Source organism: Leucobacter aridicollis, from assembly GCF_024399335.1.
GTDB lineage: Bacteria > Actinomycetota > Actinomycetes > Actinomycetales > Microbacteriaceae > Leucobacter > Leucobacter aridicollis_A.
The window spans coordinates 2,047,751-2,063,553 of record NZ_CP075339.1 but is presented as its reverse complement, the minus strand read 5'-3'; the positions used below and the strand labels follow the sequence as shown (position 1 = coordinate 2,063,553).

General features: G+C 63.1%; 16 protein-coding genes and 1 tRNA gene. 5 read left to right on the top strand and 12 right to left on the bottom strand.

Annotated features, from left to right (window positions below; genetic code table 11):
• Nucleotides 1-12: 12 nt before the first annotated feature.
• On the bottom strand, nt 13-465 hold the full coding sequence (locus tag KI794_RS09250) for an SRPBCC family protein (RefSeq protein WP_255807881.1): 453 nt from the start codon (nt 463-465) through the stop codon (nt 13-15).
• A 430-nt stretch (nt 466-895) separates the two neighbouring features.
• On the opposite strand from KI794_RS09250, the gene KI794_RS09245 reads away from it, so the two are divergent.
• The gene (locus KI794_RS09245) at nt 896-1,213 is read left to right on the top strand and encodes a helix-turn-helix domain-containing protein (RefSeq protein ID WP_255807880.1); all 318 of its coding nucleotides are present in this window, start codon (nt 896-898) and stop codon (nt 1,211-1,213) included.
• A 53-nt stretch (nt 1,214-1,266) separates the two neighbouring features.
• On the opposite strand, the gene KI794_RS09240 is transcribed toward KI794_RS09245, so the two are convergent.
• From KI794_RS09240 to KI794_RS09225, 4 genes are all read right to left on the bottom strand, one after another.
• Entirely contained in the window at nt 1,267-1,860 is a 594-nt protein-coding gene (locus KI794_RS09240; RefSeq protein ID WP_255807879.1) for a ClpP family protease, read from the bottom strand.
• Nucleotides 1,857-2,507: a ClpP family protease gene (locus tag KI794_RS09235; protein WP_255807878.1), complete on the bottom strand. Its 651-nt coding sequence runs from the start codon at nt 2,505-2,507 to the stop codon at nt 1,857-1,859. Before KI794_RS09235 ends, KI794_RS09240 begins: the two co-directional genes overlap by 4 nt.
• 71 nt (nt 2,508-2,578) lie before the next feature.
• A complete protein-coding gene (locus KI794_RS09230; RefSeq protein ID WP_255807877.1) occupies nt 2,579-2,773 on the bottom strand; it encodes a hypothetical protein in 195 nt (64 codons plus the stop codon).
• A gap of 32 nt (nt 2,774-2,805) precedes the next feature.
• Nucleotides 2,806-3,192, bottom strand: coding sequence for a hypothetical protein (locus KI794_RS09225; protein WP_119284022.1), 387 nt, complete (start codon nt 3,190-3,192; stop codon nt 2,806-2,808).
• Between the two features lie 66 nt (nt 3,193-3,258).
• Between KI794_RS09225 and KI794_RS09220 the strand changes: the two genes are divergently transcribed.
• A complete protein-coding gene (locus KI794_RS09220; RefSeq protein ID WP_255807876.1) occupies nt 3,259-4,629 on the top strand; it encodes an NAD(P)/FAD-dependent oxidoreductase in 1,371 nt (456 codons plus the stop codon).
• 90 nt (nt 4,630-4,719) lie between these two features.
• Here KI794_RS09220 and KI794_RS09215 read toward each other — a convergent pair whose 3' ends face one another.
• From KI794_RS09215 to KI794_RS09200, 4 genes are read right to left on the bottom strand one after another with little or no spacing between them, the layout of a single operon-like run.
• The gene (locus KI794_RS09215) at nt 4,720-6,036 is read right to left on the bottom strand and encodes an aminotransferase class III-fold pyridoxal phosphate-dependent enzyme (RefSeq protein ID WP_255807875.1); all 1,317 of its coding nucleotides are present in this window, start codon (nt 6,034-6,036) and stop codon (nt 4,720-4,722) included.
• A gap of 48 nt (nt 6,037-6,084) precedes the next feature.
• Nucleotides 6,085-7,566 (bottom strand): NAD-dependent succinate-semialdehyde dehydrogenase, encoded by a 1,482-nt coding sequence (locus KI794_RS09210; RefSeq protein ID WP_255807874.1) that lies wholly within the window; start codon nt 7,564-7,566, stop codon nt 6,085-6,087.
• 29 nt (nt 7,567-7,595) lie between these two features.
• A complete protein-coding gene (locus KI794_RS09205) occupies nt 7,596-8,840 on the bottom strand; it encodes an aminotransferase family protein (RefSeq protein ID WP_255807872.1) in 1,245 nt (414 codons plus the stop codon).
• 43 nt (nt 8,841-8,883) lie between these two features.
• Nucleotides 8,884-9,957, bottom strand: coding sequence for an isocitrate/isopropylmalate dehydrogenase family protein (locus tag KI794_RS09200; protein WP_255807871.1), 1,074 nt, complete (start codon nt 9,955-9,957; stop codon nt 8,884-8,886).
• 374 nt (nt 9,958-10,331) lie between these two features.
• Here KI794_RS09200 and KI794_RS09195 point away from each other — a divergent pair, with 374 nt between their 5' ends.
• The 3 genes from KI794_RS09195 (at nt 10,332) to KI794_RS09185 (ending at nt 13,286) form a co-directional block, all read left to right on the top strand.
• The gene (locus KI794_RS09195) at nt 10,332-11,378 is read left to right on the top strand and encodes a TRAP transporter substrate-binding protein (RefSeq protein WP_255807869.1); all 1,047 of its coding nucleotides are present in this window, start codon (nt 10,332-10,334) and stop codon (nt 11,376-11,378) included.
• Between the two features lie 94 nt (nt 11,379-11,472).
• The gene (locus tag KI794_RS09190) at nt 11,473-12,006 is read left to right on the top strand and encodes a TRAP transporter small permease (RefSeq protein WP_119284015.1); all 534 of its coding nucleotides are present in this window, start codon (nt 11,473-11,475) and stop codon (nt 12,004-12,006) included.
• A 2-nt stretch (nt 12,007-12,008) separates the two neighbouring features.
• Nucleotides 12,009-13,286 (top strand): TRAP transporter large permease, encoded by a 1,278-nt coding sequence (locus tag KI794_RS09185; protein ID WP_255807866.1) that lies wholly within the window; start codon nt 12,009-12,011, stop codon nt 13,284-13,286.
• A gap of 416 nt (nt 13,287-13,702) precedes the next feature.
• On the opposite strand, the gene KI794_RS09180 is transcribed toward KI794_RS09185, so the two are convergent.
• From KI794_RS09180 to KI794_RS09170, 3 genes are all read right to left on the bottom strand, one after another.
• The gene (locus KI794_RS09180; RefSeq protein WP_255807865.1) at nt 13,703-14,491 is read right to left on the bottom strand and encodes an SDR family NAD(P)-dependent oxidoreductase; all 789 of its coding nucleotides are present in this window, start codon (nt 14,489-14,491) and stop codon (nt 13,703-13,705) included.
• A gap of 47 nt (nt 14,492-14,538) precedes the next feature.
• A complete protein-coding gene (locus KI794_RS09175; protein WP_255807864.1) occupies nt 14,539-15,213 on the bottom strand; it encodes a GntR family transcriptional regulator in 675 nt (224 codons plus the stop codon).
• Between the two features lie 404 nt (nt 15,214-15,617).
• Nucleotides 15,618-15,699: transfer RNA gene (locus KI794_RS09170), tRNA-Leu, on the bottom strand.
• Nucleotides 15,700-15,803: the final 104 nt, after the last annotated feature.

The window sequence follows — 15,803 nt, the reverse complement described above, 5'->3', positions numbered from 1 at the left end:
ACGTGGGAGAGGCTATGGGCGTATCGTGAGCGAGCCTGCGAGATGCTCGCCCCGGTCGCGAATAAGCCTGCGCAGGTGCGGCACGAGCACGAGGCGCTCGGCGAACGCCCCGAACACCGGCGACGCGACCGTGATGGTGTCGTGCATGACTACGAGCTCACCTTCGCGCTCGAACCGGTGCACGTGTCGGAAGTGTTTGAATGGCCCGCGCTGCTGCTCGTCGACGAAGACGTTCGGGCGGTCGAGATGGGTGATGCGTGAGGTCATTGTGAACCAGATCCCAAAGTGGCGGCCTCGCCAGGTGACGCTGTCGCCGAGCCGCATGACACCCGATGTGACCCCAGCGATCGCCCGCTCGCCTGTCGCCGCCATCGACGCAACGTGGGAGTCGACGCTGAGCGCGGCGTCAAAGAGGTCTTCGAGGGGGACCCGGGCGCGCGTTGTGACCGTAAATGTCTGCACCATGGCTTCAGTCTGCCAGTCTGCCCGCCCCAACTGGGCGGCTTGCGGCATGTTGCGCCGCCCGGCGCGCAACGAGCCCGGGCTCGCGAGGATTCTGCTCTGGGCGGAGACGCCTCGGTGCGAGCGGCGCCCGTGACTACGATCAGGTATGACCGAGAGCGCTCCCACAGACATGGCCGGGCATCGAGATATGGCCGGGCATCGAGATATGGCCGGACATCGAGACATGGCCGGACATCGAGAGACGGCCTGGAACCGAGGGGCTGCCGGGCTTCGTAGGGCTGCCGAGCTTCGAGAGTCTGGCGGGCCTCGCGAGACGGTGCGGCATAGTCCGCGCCGGCTGGTGACCGGACGCCCAGTTCATGGGAGGGATGCCCCCGCTACTGGCGCCAAGAGTCCACTGCCCTTGTGGCGCCATATGCTTGGGGCGGAGATGCGCAGGCTCCGCCACGGTCGCGGAGAGACGCTGAGCGACACTGCGAAGCGAGCCGGCGTATCGCCCCAGTATCTTTCAGAGATGGAGCGGGGGAGCAAGGATCCCTCGAGCGAGATGATCGAGGCCGTCGCCGGCGCGCTCGAGGTTACCCTCCTCGATCTGACGCTCGCCGTCACGGAAGCGTTGCGTGGCGGCGAATCCCGATCCGGATCAGTTGCGGCCGCACCTGCAAGCGGTGGGTCGCTCGCTCCACGTTCGGTCGCGCATGCTGCCCCGGGAGCGTCACGGGGCTCCGTGCTCGCGCTCGCCGCATAGGCCGCAGTCGTGCCCGCAGTGCCCGCAGTGCCCGCAGTGCCCGTGCGCTGAGACTATCTCTCGACGATGATCCGATCGAGGAGGCCATACTCAAGCGCCTCGGTCGCCGTGAAGACACGGTCATGGTCGGTGTCGCGCCGCAGCCTTTCAGCCGACTGCCCGGAGTGTGCCGCGAGCACACTCTCAAGGTCTGCGCGCAGGCGCACCGCCTCGTCAGCGTGCAAAATGAGGTCAGGGATCGTCCCGCGCCTGCCCTCATTACTGGGCTGATGGAGGATCACGCGGGTGTGAGGCAGCGCCATGCGCCTCCCGGCAGCTCCCGCAGCGAGCAGTACCGCTCCGACCCCGACCGCCTGGCCGACGCAGGTCGTGGCGATGGGCGCCCGCACGTAACGCATGGTGTCGTAGATCGCGAGCATGGCGCTCGGGTCACCGCCCGCGCAATTGATGTAGATGTTGATGTCTGACTCGGCGCCACCGGCGTCAAGATAGAGGAGCTGGGCGATGACTGCGTTCGCCACACCGGCGTCGATGGGGGTGCCGAGGTAGATGATTCGTTCTCCGAGCAGGTGCGAGTAGACGTCCATTATGCGATCTCCACGCGGGCTCTGCGAGACAACGTTTGGAATCGTGTAGCTCTCGCTCATCGTGTGCCCTCCGGGGTCTCGTGTGCGCGTGCACTTCTGTCAGGTGAGAATCCAGCATGCGCCGTCGTGCTCGGCATCACCTCGTCGAACGACGCAACAATGCCGTCGATGAAGCCATACTCAACTCCCTCCGCAGCCGTGTACCAGTGGTCGTGAAGGGAATCCTCGAAGATCCTGTCAAGCGGCTGGCCGGTGTCGGCGCTCGTGAGACCGAGGACTGTGTCGCGGGTGTGCCGAAGGTGCGCAGCCTGAAGCTCGACATCGACAGTGGTGCCGCCGATTCCCGCCGAACCCTGGTGCATGAGAATGCGGGAATGGGGGAGCGCCAAGCGCTTTCCGCGGGTGCCTGCCGTGAGCAGGAACTGACCCGCGCTGTAGGCGATCCCGAGCGCGAGGGTAGAGACGTCGTTTGGAATGATCCGGATCAGATCACGGATCGCAAGCATCGCAGGCACCGAGCCGCCCGGCGAGTGAATCCACAGCGCGATGTCCGCGGAATGGTCTGCGGCCGCGAGCGCGACAAGCTGGGTCGCGAGCAGCACGCCGTTGTCATCGTTGAGTTCGCCGTCGAGTACGAGCACGCGGCGCTCGAACAGTTCGCGTCGGTACGGGTCGGTGAAGAGTGGTGGCTGAGATGATTCGCTCATGCCTCAAGCCTCGCTCCCTCCGCAGCAACGGTCGAGCGATTCTGCTGGAGGCAGCGCTGCTGTGAGCGGCGCTATGCGCTCGAACGCTCCTGTCCAGGAGTCGGCCCAGGAGTCGGGCCATGTAGAGCGTGTTGCTCAGCTGCGTGCTTTCGAAGGGCCGAAAGCACGGCAGTCCTGATAATCACCCAGAGGGCGGCGCCGATGAGAGCAAAAATGAAGAGCTGCACGAACAACGTGCGGGCGAAGAACATAATGTCTGGGTACATGACCACACCCTAGGGCGCGTCCTTCGCGAGTGTCACGTTCCCGAATGGCTCCCTGCCGATGGGGCGGCGTCAACGACACCGAAGAAGCTAGTACCAACACCATAGACGAATGAGCGCTCTGCTCCCACGACTGGCTGGGGCAGTTCACCTGCCTCGTGGGTGTCGCACGCGAGGAGCGAGAAGACGGGCCACCACTTCTTCGGGCGGGTGATCTCCTCCACGCCGCAGACGGCACACGTGAGCGTCTGCCAGACCGGCTTCTTCCCGGTGCGGTTTGCCCGCGACTGAACGAGCCAGGCCGGCGGGTCGGCGGCGATCTTCTCGAGCTCGACCTTGCTGATCTGCGAGGGAATCCCGTGGCGCTTTGCCATTTCCAAAGGAATATCAAGATGGATCGCGGCTTCGTAGCGGGTAGGCATACCCCCAGGCTACGCTGTTGCCTGTCGCACAGTGGCGTGCGGGGAACGAATCGAGCAGGACAGCATATGATCAACGGCAAGGTTTCTCACTGGTGGCAGCAGGTTGGGGTGCCGGCGGCCCGGCCGGAACTGCCCGGCGCGCTCGCCGCAGACGTCGCCATCGTTGGAGCGGGCTACACCGGACTGTGGACCGCGTACTACCTCAAACAGCAGCGCCCTGACCTTCGGGTCGTCATCGTTGAGCAGCGCCACGTTGGCTACGGCGCCTCTGGCCGAAACGGGGGCTGGCTCACGAACGCCATCACCGGTGGACGCGAGCAGTACGTCGCCGACCACGGGCGTGATGCGGCCGAGCGCTTTCAGCTCGCGATGAACGCGACGGTTGACGAGGTGATCCGCGTCGCCGCGCACGAAGGCATCGACGCCGACATTCAGAAGGGTGGCGAGTTCAACGTCGCCTACACCCCGGCGCAAGAAGCCAGGATCCGTGCGTTTGCAGCGTCCGAGCAGACGTGGCGCTCGACGGATTTGCAGCTACTCGAAGCGCCCGAGGCCATGGCGAAGATCAACGTAGCGAACACTCGCGCGGCGGTCTGGCATCCCCACTCGGCACGGATACAGCCCGCGAAACTCGTGAAAGGCCTTGCTGACGCGGTTGAGCGGCTCGGCGTCGAAATCTACGAGAACACGCGCGCTGTCGAGATCACCCCGGGCAACGTGCGTACGACTCACGGAGTGGTCACCGCCGAGATTGTGGTGCGCGCGACCGAAGGGTTCACTGCAGGATTGAAGGGGCTCAAGCGCCTGTGGCTGCCAATGAACTCGTCGCTCATCGCGACCGAGCCGCTGGACGCAGCCATCTGGGATGAGCTCGGCTGGGACAACGGTGAGGTGCTCGGCGACTTCGCACACGTCTACATGTATGCGCAGCGCACCGCTGACGACCGCATCGCGATCGGAGGTCGCGGTGTGCCCTACAAGTGGGGATCGGGCGTTGACCTTGATGGTGAGACGCCGCCCGAAACTGCGCGGACGCTGGCGGCGATCATGCAGCGGTTCTTTCCCGCGACTGCAGGGGCGGAGATCGAGCACCTCTGGTCTGGCGTGCTCGGGGTGCCTCGGGACTGGGCAGCGACAGTCGGGCTCGATCGCGCGACGGGTCTCGCCTGGGGAGGAGGGTACGTGGGAACGGGTGTGACGACTACCAACCTCGCCGGTCGGACCCTCGCGGATCTCATCCTCGGCAACGACTCGGAGCTCACAGACCTGCCGTGGGTTGGGCACCGGGTGCGCAAGTGGGAGCCTGAGCCGCTGCGCTGGATCGCCACCAAGGGGCTCTACGCGGCATACGGGGTCGCTGACGCGGCGGAGGATCGCGGACGACGCACTACATCGCCCATCGCAACGATCGCGGACGTCGTCACCGGGAGAAGCTAGCTGACGCGACGCGTGTCTCGCCATGCTCTTGCGAACGCGTTGGGGCGTTCACCGGGATCCCGGTGAACGCCCCAACGTGTGATTGCGGTGCTACAGGGCAGAGAACGCAGTATCGAGAATGCTCAGAGCCTCGTCGATGAGCTCGTCGCTGATGTTCACCTGCGGGAGCAGGCGCAGGACGTGACCGTCGCTGCCACCCGCCATCACCAGCAGGCCGTTCGCGAGCGCGGCCTGGCTGACAGTGGCAAACGCCGGGACGTTGGGCTCGCCATCGGCGTCGACAAGCTCGATGCCAAACAGGGCGCCGTGGCCGCGGACGTCTCCGATCACCGGGTACTTCTCCTGGAGCTGAGCGAGACCCGCGCGCAGCCGCTCGCCGATCTCGGTTGTGCGGTCCATTGCGCCCGGGGCGGTGAGCTGCGAGAGTACCTCGATCGCGGCCGCGCAGGCGACAGGGTTGCCGCTGTAGGTACCACTCAGGCCGCCTGCGGGAATCGCGTCCATGACATCCGCCCGGCCGGTCACGGCCGACAGCGGAATGCCAGCGCCAATCGCCTTTGCGGTGACGACGAGGTCGGGGACAAACCCGAAGTGCTCGCTCGCAAACAGCTTGCCTGTGCGCCCGAGCCCGGTCTGGATCTCGTCGGCGATCACAACAATGCCGTTTTCGGCGCACCACGCCTGCAGCGTCTCGAGGTAGCCAGGAGCGGGTACGACGATGCCGCCCTCGCCCTGGATCGGCTCGATCACGAGGCAGGCGAGGTTGTCTGCGCCTGAGATCTTCTCGAGCGTCTTGATGGCCTTCCGCGCGATGACCGACCCGTCCTGTTCACCATCGCGGAACGGGTAGGAGTTCGGTACACGGTAGATCTCGCCGGCGCGCGGGCCGACTCCGGTCGAATACGGCTGTGCCTTGTAGTTCATGCCAAGTGTGAGATTTGTGCGGCCGTGGTAGCCGTGCTCGACAACCGCGATACCGTTGCGGCGGGTGAAGGATCGCGCGATCTTTACTGCGTTCTCGATCGCCTCGGCGCCGGTCGTGCTGAGCACCGACTTCTTCGCGAAATCTCCCGGCGTGATCTCGCCGAGGAGGCGCGCGACCTCCGTGTAGAGCTCGTACGGGGTGACAGTGAACAGCGTGTGCGTGAATGCCTCGAGCTGCTCGCGCATCGCGCCGACTGCCGCCTCATTTGCGTGGCCGAGCGACGTGACACCAATGCCGCACCCGAAGTCGATGAACTCGTTTCCGTCGAGATCGGTCAGGATCGATCCGTCGGCCCGTTCAATGTAGATCGGCATGTACGACCCGACGGAGGCCGAGACATGCTGCTGACGCGCTGCGTGAGCACTCTGCGACCGAGGCCCGGGGACCGCCGTCGTCACGCGATTGGGATAGCTGTTGGACATAGTGGGTTCTCCTGTTCTGAGATGTGTTGAGATGGCTTCGTTGCCGAACTAAGCGGTGTCTCGGCGTGCGATGTTGTAGAAACGGATCTCCTGGTACTCTTCGAGCCCCTCGTGGCTGCCCTCGCGGCCAAGTCCCGACTGCTTCATGCCGCCGAAGGGCGCGGCGACGTTTGACGGCACGCCGTTGTTGATGCCGACAAGCCCGGTCTCGAGCCTGTCGGCGACGTTGAGAGCCCGGTCGAGGCTTTCGGTGAAGACGTATCCGGCAAGCCCGAAAGGCGTTCCGTTGGCGAGCGCGATTGCCTCGTCCTCCGAGCCAAAGCGGCTCATTGCCGCGACCGGTCCGAAAATCTCAGTGTTCGCGATGTCTGAGTCGCCGGGCACCCTGTCAAGCAGTGTCGCCTCGAAGAAGTAGCCCGGCTCGTCGGGCGCTGCGCCACCTGCGCGAAGCTCGGCGCCGCGATCGGTCGCGTCTGCGACGAGCGCGGTCAGACGGTCGACTGCGCGGCGGTCGATGACAGGTCCCAGGTCGGCTCCTTCTGAGACGGCGTCTCCGAGCTGAACGCTTGCCATCTTCTCAGCCAATGCTTCGGCGAACGCGTCGGCGATCCCGTCCTGCACGAAGATCCGGTTCGCCGCTACGCATGACTGGCCACCGTTTCGCATCTTTGCGAGGAACACGCCCTCGACAGCCCGCTCCAGGTCGGCATCGTCGAACACGAGCACCGGTGCGTTGCCGCCGAGCTCCATCGAACTCTTGACGATGTTCTTGGCGGCGAGGCCCATAAGCGTCGAACCGACCTCGGTGGAACCAGTGAATGAGATTTTGCGAACTCGCGGGTCACCGAGAACGGCCTCGCTGAACGGCCCGGGGTTCGTCGTTGTGACGATCCGCATGAGCTCTCGCGGCACGCCAGCCTCCGCCATGAGCTCGACGGTGAGAAGCGTGGTGAGCGGGGTGAGTCCGGCAGGCTTGATCACAGACCCGCAGCCCGCAGCGAGCGCGGGGGCGATCTTGCGAGTAATCATGGCCATGGGGAAGTTCCACGGGGCGATGAGCAAGGCGAGACCGACGGGAGCACGCTTGGTGAGGATCGTCGAACCGCCAGCCGGGTTCTCGCGGTACCCGCCTGCGGGTCGGAGCAACTCGTCTGCGTACCAGCGAACGTAGTCAGATGCGTACTGGACTTCGCCCTGCGCCTCGGCAAGCGTCTTGCCCATCTCGCGACTGATGACGAATGCGAGCCTGTCGCGGTTGGCCATGAGATGAGCGTAGACGCTGTGCAGTACGTCGGACCGGTAGCGAGGCGTGGTTGCCGCCCATGCGCGCCCGGCCTCGTCGGCGATCGCGACCTGCTCGACCGCGTATTCGGCGGAGTAGCTCGGGAGGGTCGCAATTCGCTGCTCTGTAGACGGGTCGAGCACGGCAAACTCATCTGCGCTGGGCTCATGGTTTGCGAAACCGGGGAGGGTTTCGAGTGCGGCGGTTGAAGCTGCGAGGCGCTCTGCGGATGCGCGTAGCACGGTCATGGTGACTCCTTGGGGTGTGGTGCTGAGGGTTAGTTGCGGTCGAGGACTGTGCGAATCGCGCCGACGAGGTCGGTGAGCTCCTGCGGTGTCGCGATAAATGGCGGGCTAATCTGGATCGTGTTGCCGTTGAGCGGTCGGGTGATGAACCCCAGGTCGAGAACTGCGTTGGTCACGGCTTCGGCGCTCACCGACTCTGCAAGTGAGACCCCTCCGAGGAACCCGCCGACGCGGGTCTCGGTGACGAGCTCGTGCGAGTTGAGATCGGCGAGCAGTGTTTCCAGGGTGCTTTCGAGCGAGCCCGCAGCCTCGACGAGCTCCTCGCGTTCCAGGATCTCGATGTTCTTCAGCGCGATGGCAGACGCGGTAGCGTGACCGGAGTACGTGGTGCCGTGCCTGTAGATAGGGCTGTCCGAACCGCGCTCAAAGAACGGGGCCCACAAGCGAGGTGCTACGTAGATGCCGCCGAGTGCCGCGTAGCCCGAGGTCACGCCCTTTGCGAACGTGACGATGTCGGGTTCGAGGCCGTACCGAGTAGTCGCAAACATCGACCCAGTTCGGCCGAAACCGGTGATGACTTCGTCTGCGATGAAGAGAATGTCGTGCGCCTTGCAGAGCCGAGCCACTTCCTCGAAGTAGCCATCCTGGGGTGGGTGGACTCCGCCTGTGCCCATTACCGGCTCGGCGATGTACGCTGCGATGTTTTTCGCGCCAATGCGCTCAATCTCTGCCTGGAGCGCAGCAATGTCATGCTTCGGCACACGAACGGTGTCCGGGACGAGAGAATCAACTCCGAAACCATCCCGATTGAAATCGAGACCTGCGACGCTCGTGCCGTAGGCATGGAGGCCGTGGTATGCGTGCTCGCGGCTAATGATGACCCGCTTCTCGGGCTTGCCCGTCAGCGTCCAGTATCGGCGCGCCAGCTTGCACGCAACATCGATCGAATCGGATCCGCCGCTGTTGAGAATGACCTTTGAATCGGCGATTGGTCCGATCTCAACGAGCTTTTCTGCGAGTTCAACCGCGCGGTCGTTCACGTACCGGCCGAAGACGTGATAGGTCTCGAGCTTGCGCATCTGGTCGTAGGCGACCTGCGCCATCTCCTCGCGACTGTGGCCGATGTTTGTGTGCCACAGCCCTGCGGTGCCGTCGAAGAGTCGCTGACCGGTGGCAGTCGTGAGATACGAGCCCTCGGCGTGAGTCACGACAATCTGGTTGCCGACAATCGAGGGGATGTGGGCTTGAGCGCTCCACAGCGATGGGGTGCGTGTCATTGGTTCTTCCTTTGTGAAACGGGGGAGTCGTGGCGTGAAGTGGTTAGATGCCGAGTTCGCGGAGAAGTGCGTCCTGCACCTCGCCGGTGCGAAGCGAACCGCCGATGTCGGGCGTGGTTTCGCCAGATGCGACGAGCGCGTCCATGGCCGTCCGAATGCGCTCGGCAGCGTGGTGTTCGCCCAAGTGTTCAAGCATCATGACGCCGGAGCCGAGTTGGGCGAACGGATTCGCAATACCCTTACCAGCGATGTCGGGGGCCGAGCCGTGCACTGACTCGAACATCGACGGCGTATCTCCCGCGGGGTTGATGTTGCCCGAGGCCGCAATTCCGAGCGATCCGATCGTTGCTGATGCCAGGTCTGACAGGATGTCCCCGAATAGGTTCGAGCAGACGATCACGTCGTGTGACTGCGGTCGGAGCACGAGCTCTGCTGACAGCGCGTCGATGAGCACGCTGCGCCACTCCAGATTCGTGTGCTGTTCGGCGACCTCGCCTGCGATCTCGTCCCAAAACGTCATTGTGTGAATGATGCCGTTGGACTTGGTCGCGCTGGTGACTTTTCCGCTTCTACGGTGTGCGAGATCGGCTGCGTACTCAACGACCCGTGAGACGCCCCGGCGGCTAAAAATAGCCTCCTGTGTGGCGAATTCAAAGGGAGTGCCGGCTGCGAAGCGGCCACCGATCTCTGAGTATTCTCCTTCTGAGTTCTCACGAACAATCATCAGGTCGATGCCGGCCGCGTTGTGCAGGGGAGTGCGGAGTCCGGGTACGTACCGCACTGGCCGGAGATTGATGTACTGATCGAACTCGCGTCGAATCGGAATGAGTAGGCCCCACAACGTGAGCGCATCTGAGAGCCCCGGGTCGCCAACCGCTCCAAAGAAGATCGCGTCGGTGCCGCCGAGGAGGTCAAGGCCATCTCCAGGCATCATCTCTCCGGTAGTGCGGTAGAACGCGGAACCCCAGGGGTGCTCTTCCCAGTCGATACTGAATCCCTCTTGCCGGGAGACCTCGTCGAGGACGACTCGAGAGACGTCCACTACCTCGGGGCCTATACCGTCGCCAGGGATGCTAGCGATGCGGTACTGCCTTACCGTGCGATCTTGCGTGGTCACGCTGTGAGCCGCCTTTCACTGTCGTAGTGCTCGTGACGTTGAGAAGTCGGGAGAAACAACTCTGTGTCGCGACTCTCTAACTGTATTACAGTAACACAGGGCGCCGGATTCGCGACATGCCCTTTGGGTGAATGGCCTGTGATGCGCGAGTTTGTGCCGTTGTCGCTGGCTCGCGGTGCATCGAGCCCGGGTGCTCAAGGTGGTCGACGTGCGGCGAGTTTGGTAACAATTCGTGAAAGTTTGAAGAAACGGTCACGATGATCGCAAGACTGTATTACAGTATAACTTGCGAGCGGGGCGGCTTCACTGATGTTGTGAGCCCCGAACGCTGATGGCCGATAGTCGGCCACAGAGACCAATGGAGGTTCCCCACAATGTTCTACCGCAAGGGTGCAGTGGCACTCGGGATTGTTGCGGCGCTCAGCCTGGCCGCGTGCGCGCCAGCTGGTGACAGCGGCGCAGGCAAAGCCGAGGGTGAGAGCTACACAATCAAGTTCGGCAACGTCATCTCTGCCGGGGACACGCAGAACCAGGCATACGAGTACTTCGCCGAACTTGTCAGCGAGCGCTCTGACGGGCGCATCACGGTCGAGGTGTATCCCGACAGCCAGCTGGGTGGCGAGCGCGAGATGATCGAGGCTGTGCAGGCAGGCAACCTCGAGATGACCGCCCCGTCGGTCGGCGTGCTTGCAAACTTTGACGACTCGCTCCAGGTCTTCGACTTCCCATTCATTTTCGAAGACGCTGAGACAGCGTACAAAGTGCTCGATAGTGAGATTGGTGACTCGATGCTCGAGGGCATCGAGGAGAGCGGGCTCACCGCTCTCGGTTGGGGAGAGAACGGGTTCCGTAATCTCGCCATGACCAAGGAAACCATCACGGCGCCAGAGCAGGTCAAGGGCAAGAAGCTGCGCACGATGCAGGTTCCCATGCACATCGCGTTCTGGGAGAGTCTCGGAGCCTCGCCGACGCCGATGGCATTCCCGGAGGTCTTCACTGCCCTGCAGCAGGGAGTCGTTGACGGCGTTGAGAACCCGTACGAGTTGCTCTACTCCGCGAAGTTCACTGAGCCTGCAGCGAAGCTCACCGAGCTGCGCTGGATCTACGACCCGGAGGTTATCCTCATCGGCTCGTCCTTCCTGGAAGGACTCCCCGAGGCAGATCAGGAGATCATCACCACGGCGGCGGACGACATGATCGTCAAGCTCAGGGAGTTGAAGGCTGGCATCAACAGTGAGGTGCGCGGCAAGATCGAGGCAGATGGCGGCACAGTGGCCGACCTTGATGAGGCCGAGCGCCAGGCTTGGATCGATGCGGCAGTGCCGTTCTATGCGTCGAACGCCGCAAACGTCGACACCGAGAAGTTGAAGGCAATCCTCGAAGCGGCAGGCAACACCACCTTCCTTGACGCCATCAAGTAAGCGATTCGCTTCCGGAGCCGGCATCGAGTGCGATGCCGGCTCCGGCCCATCGGGCTTACCAGCGCCCATCGGTTTGTTATAGAAAGCCATCCACATGCTCAAACGCATCCTGCGTCACCTCGACGACTACGTCGAGGTCTATCTCGCATCCGCGGCGCTCGTGATCTTCACGGTGCTCGTGGTTGCACAGGTCATCATGCGCTACCTGTTCGGCTCCCCGCTCGTCTGGTCAGAAGAGATTGCTCGATTCGCGCTCGTCTGGTTCGTCTGGATTGCCGGTAGTTATGCGGTGAAGTACCTGCGGCACGTTCGGTTCAACGTCATCGTTGATCTCATCGGCTCCAGAGTCCCGATCGCGCAGCGCGTGATCCGGATCGTCGTGTTCGTGCTCTGGCTCGCGTTCCTGCTGCTCATGCTCGTGCTCTCGTGGCAGCAGGTACTCCAGCAGGTCGCGAGCGGCCAAGTGTCGCCTGCCGCCCGGATTCCCATGTCATTTGTCTACTTCGGGCTCACGCTCGGCATGCTGCTCATGTCGTTCCGGGTCGCGCAACACACGGTGCTCGCGTTTGTCGACATCGTGAAGCACCCCAACGAGCCCATCCCTAAGTCACAGGTGGAGGTCGACTGATTATGGGTCTCGCAATTCTCTTCCTCGTTTTTGCGCTCCTGCTTGTGATCGGCATGCCGATCGCGTTTGCGCTTGGTATCTCCTCGGTGCTTGCCGTGCTTGCTACGGGCGTTATCCCGGTGAGCTACCTCACGCAGACCATGTTTGGTGCCGTTGACTCCTACCCGCTGCTCGCGGTGCCGCTGTTCGTGCTCTCGGGCGTGATCATGGAGTACGGCGGGCTGTCGCGCAGGCTCATTGACGTCGCGAAGGCGTTTGTCGGGCACATCACCGGCGGTCTCGCTGCGGTGGCGCTGCTCGCGACGACCGTGTTCGCCATGTTGTCTGGGTCGGGCCCCGCGACGGTCGCAGCAATCGGCGGAATCATGATCCCTTCGATGATTCGCGAGGGATACAGCCGTGGCTACAGCGCCGGCGTGCTCGCGACCGCGGGTGGCGTTGGTATCGTCATTCCCCCAAGCATCCCGCTCGTCATCTACGGCATCACCACGAACACGTCCATCGGCGATCTCTTCATGGCCGGCTTCATCCCGGGCCTCATCATTGTCGTTGTGCTCTACTTCGTGAGCCGCTACTACGCAAAGAAGGGTGGCTTTGGTACGGGGGTACCCAAGGCCAGCTGGAAGCAGCGGGGTCGCGCAATCTGGGATGCCAAGTGGACGCTTCTCATGCCGATCGTCGTGCTGGGCGGCATCTATGGTGGCGTCTTTACGCCCACTGAGGCTGCCGGTATCGCTGTTGCTTACAGCGTGGTGCTAGCGCTCGTCTACCGCGAGGCGAAGCGCTCGGACATCCCTCAGATGTTCAAATCAACGCTACTCATCTCGGGCATGATCCTCGTTATCATTGCAACTGCGTCGACCTACGCGCGCATTTTGACCGTCGAGCGCGTGCCGACGCTTGTGTCAGGATGGCTTGGATCGCTTTCCGTTCCGTTCTGGATCATTCTCCTCGTGATCCTCGTCCTGTTGCTCTTTATGGGCATGTTCATGGAAACGCTTGCTGGCATCATCCTGATGGCGCCGATCCTGGTTCCGGTGGTTACCGGTTTCGGAATGGACCCGGTCCATTTCGGCATCGTCATGATCATGGCCTCAATGATTGGGTTTGCCACCCCACCGGTTGGCGACAACCTCAACGTCGCCTCCGCTATTAGCGGGCTGTCGATTGAGAAAGTCAGCCTGGCCGCGCTGCCGTACGTCATTGCCCTCATTGGCGTACTTGTCGTGATCACTTTTGTGCCACAGATCAGCACCTTCTTGCCGCAATTGATGAAGTAACGCGTATTCCCGAGACACGCTGCTCCCCAGAGCCAGCCCGACAGGCTGATGCTGGGGAGCAGCGTTGTTGTGCGTCTCACCAGTACCGGGGGAGTGCTGCTGCCCCGCGGGGTCTGGCGTGCTGCGCGCGATGCGCATTGCCAGTGGGGCTTACTGGGCGCGAGCTCGGGTGGATATGGGCTACTTCGCTGAGCAGCTCGCCAGTCCGCGTTCAAGGGCCGCTCCGGTGTCGAAGCGGAGCCCGCCCGCCAGGGCCTTCCCGGTAACCGCCGGGGCGCACCGCCTCGCGAGTACCCGGCTAGAGGGGGACGCGTTCCATGCGTGGCAGTGCGCTGGCCGACGACTTGGAAGCGTCTGGCGGTACGTGGTCGCGGCGCTGCTTGCGTCGTGACCGAGTGAGCGCGCGGGAGTGGCCCCTATTGGGCGAGGTAGCCGCCATCGACCGGGATCGACACTCCGGTGAGGTATGCGGCGGCAGGACTCGCGAGGAACGCAACGGTCGAGGCGACGTCTTGTGTCTCAGCGATCCTTCCGAGCGGAATTGCGGCGGACACTTTCGCGGCTTCCGCCTCGGGGGAGGGAAGCGCGGCAAGCCACTCATCGTAGAGCGGGGTGCGGGTCATGCCCGGGGCAACTGCGTTGACCCTAATGTCGTGGCGGGCGAGCTCGACGGCCGCAGCTTTGGTGAACGCTAGCATTGCCCCTTTCGACGCACTGTAAATGCCCATTGTAGGTACGCCGATGCTCGCAAGTCGCGAAGTGACGTTGATGATCGCGCCTCCGGTGCCGTGCTCTGACATGCTGCGCGCCGCGGCGATGAGGAGATTCATTGGCGCAAACGTGTTGGACTCAAACGTCTCGCGGATCTCCTCATCAGTGACTGCGAGGAGGTCATTAGTGTGGTCCACGGCTGCGTTGTTCACGAGTACGTCAAGTGGCCCAAGCAGCTGTGTGACCTGCTTGACAAGGGCGAGTGGAGCGTTGGGCGCGCGCAGATCGCAGTTGAAGAAGGTTGCGCCGGCGCCGAGATCGCGCGCCAGGGCATTTCCGCGTTCCTCCGAGCGGCCGCTGATCGCAACTGTGAACCCGTCGAGATGCAGTTTTCTAGCTATCTCGGCCCCAATGCCCGAGGTTGCCCCGGTGATGAGAGCGACTGGATTCTGTCTGCTGCGGTGCACGTCTGCCCCAAACTTCGATGTCTGCAAATACACATTCGACACACTGTCGTAAATCTGTATAACAGTATCGCATTTTAGTTTGTCGTGTTAAGCTCCCGCGTCAGGTGATGAATCAGGAAGTCGCGTGACTCATCGAGATGGGAGACCCAGGCGCGCTTTACCTCGGCCACCGTTGCGTCACCCGCGAGGAGCTGGAAGAGCTCTTGGTGCTCTTCGTAAGGTGACCCGCCACGCCCAAAGTGCGTCTCGGGGAGCGCGAGCAAGAGTCTGATCTCGTTGGTGATTCCGGCAAAGTAGGAGCACAGGCGTTCGGATCCGCCTGCTTCGACGACAGCCAGGTGGAACCCCGCATCTGCCTCCGCAACTTCGGCCCATGCAGGCAAAGGGCCGAGGTTTGAGAAGCGCTCGAGGGCTCGTTCGACCTTGTCTAGCGGCGCTTTGGTTCGCTTCGCAGCGCGCACCGAATCGATTTCAATAAGCTTGCGCACCCGAAAGATGTCGCGAACCTGGTTGGGGTCAAATGTTCGGACACGGGCGCTGTAGCCAGGCTCGCGGACAAGCATTCCCTCGGCGATGAGTTGCTGCACGGCAATTCGCGCAGTGGGGCGCGCAATGCCGTATTCGTCGGCGATGAGCGTGTCCTTGACTTCGGCTCCGGCTTCGTAGGCGCCGGCAAAGAGGCTTTCGCGCAGGCGATTTGTAGCCGCTTCAGCGACTGAGATCGTCTGCAGGGGTTCCTTTGTGGCCACTGTTCCTCCTCAGGCAAGGCTGGGCATAGCCTATCAAACGTAGTGTCTCTCCGTATTACAGTGAGTCACCGTGTTGCTCGGTTGTCAACTGTCATCCTGGGCGCTGCCGTCGCGATGCGCCCTTATTGTCCCGGTGCGCCTTATTGTCCCGGCGAGCTGCCGTCCCGGTGCACTGCCGTCCCGGTGTACTGCCGTCCCGGTATGCTGCCGCCGTGGCGTGGGGTTTAACGGTGTTGTAGCGAGCGCACGTTCAGGGCATTCTCGCTGCAGGAACTAGTGCTCGGGTGGAGTTGACGCCGGAGCCTTGCTGCACGGCCGTGGTGTCGCTCATTGGTTTCCGCGCGCCCCGGTCAGGTAGCTTGGTCGCGGACCTTGCGTTGCCGGGCGCGGGAAAACCCTATCTGTGCGCGAGGGGGGACTTGAACCCCCACGTCCGAAGACACTGGAACCTAAATCCAGCGCGTCTGCCAATTCCGCCACTCGCGCAGGTGCCGAGAACGGCACCGGTCTAGACTACCGGGTCGCGCGCTGCGAATTTGCCACTTTGTGTGCGCCTTCCTTGCATTGTTAGTCCCCGCGGGAGATCAGCG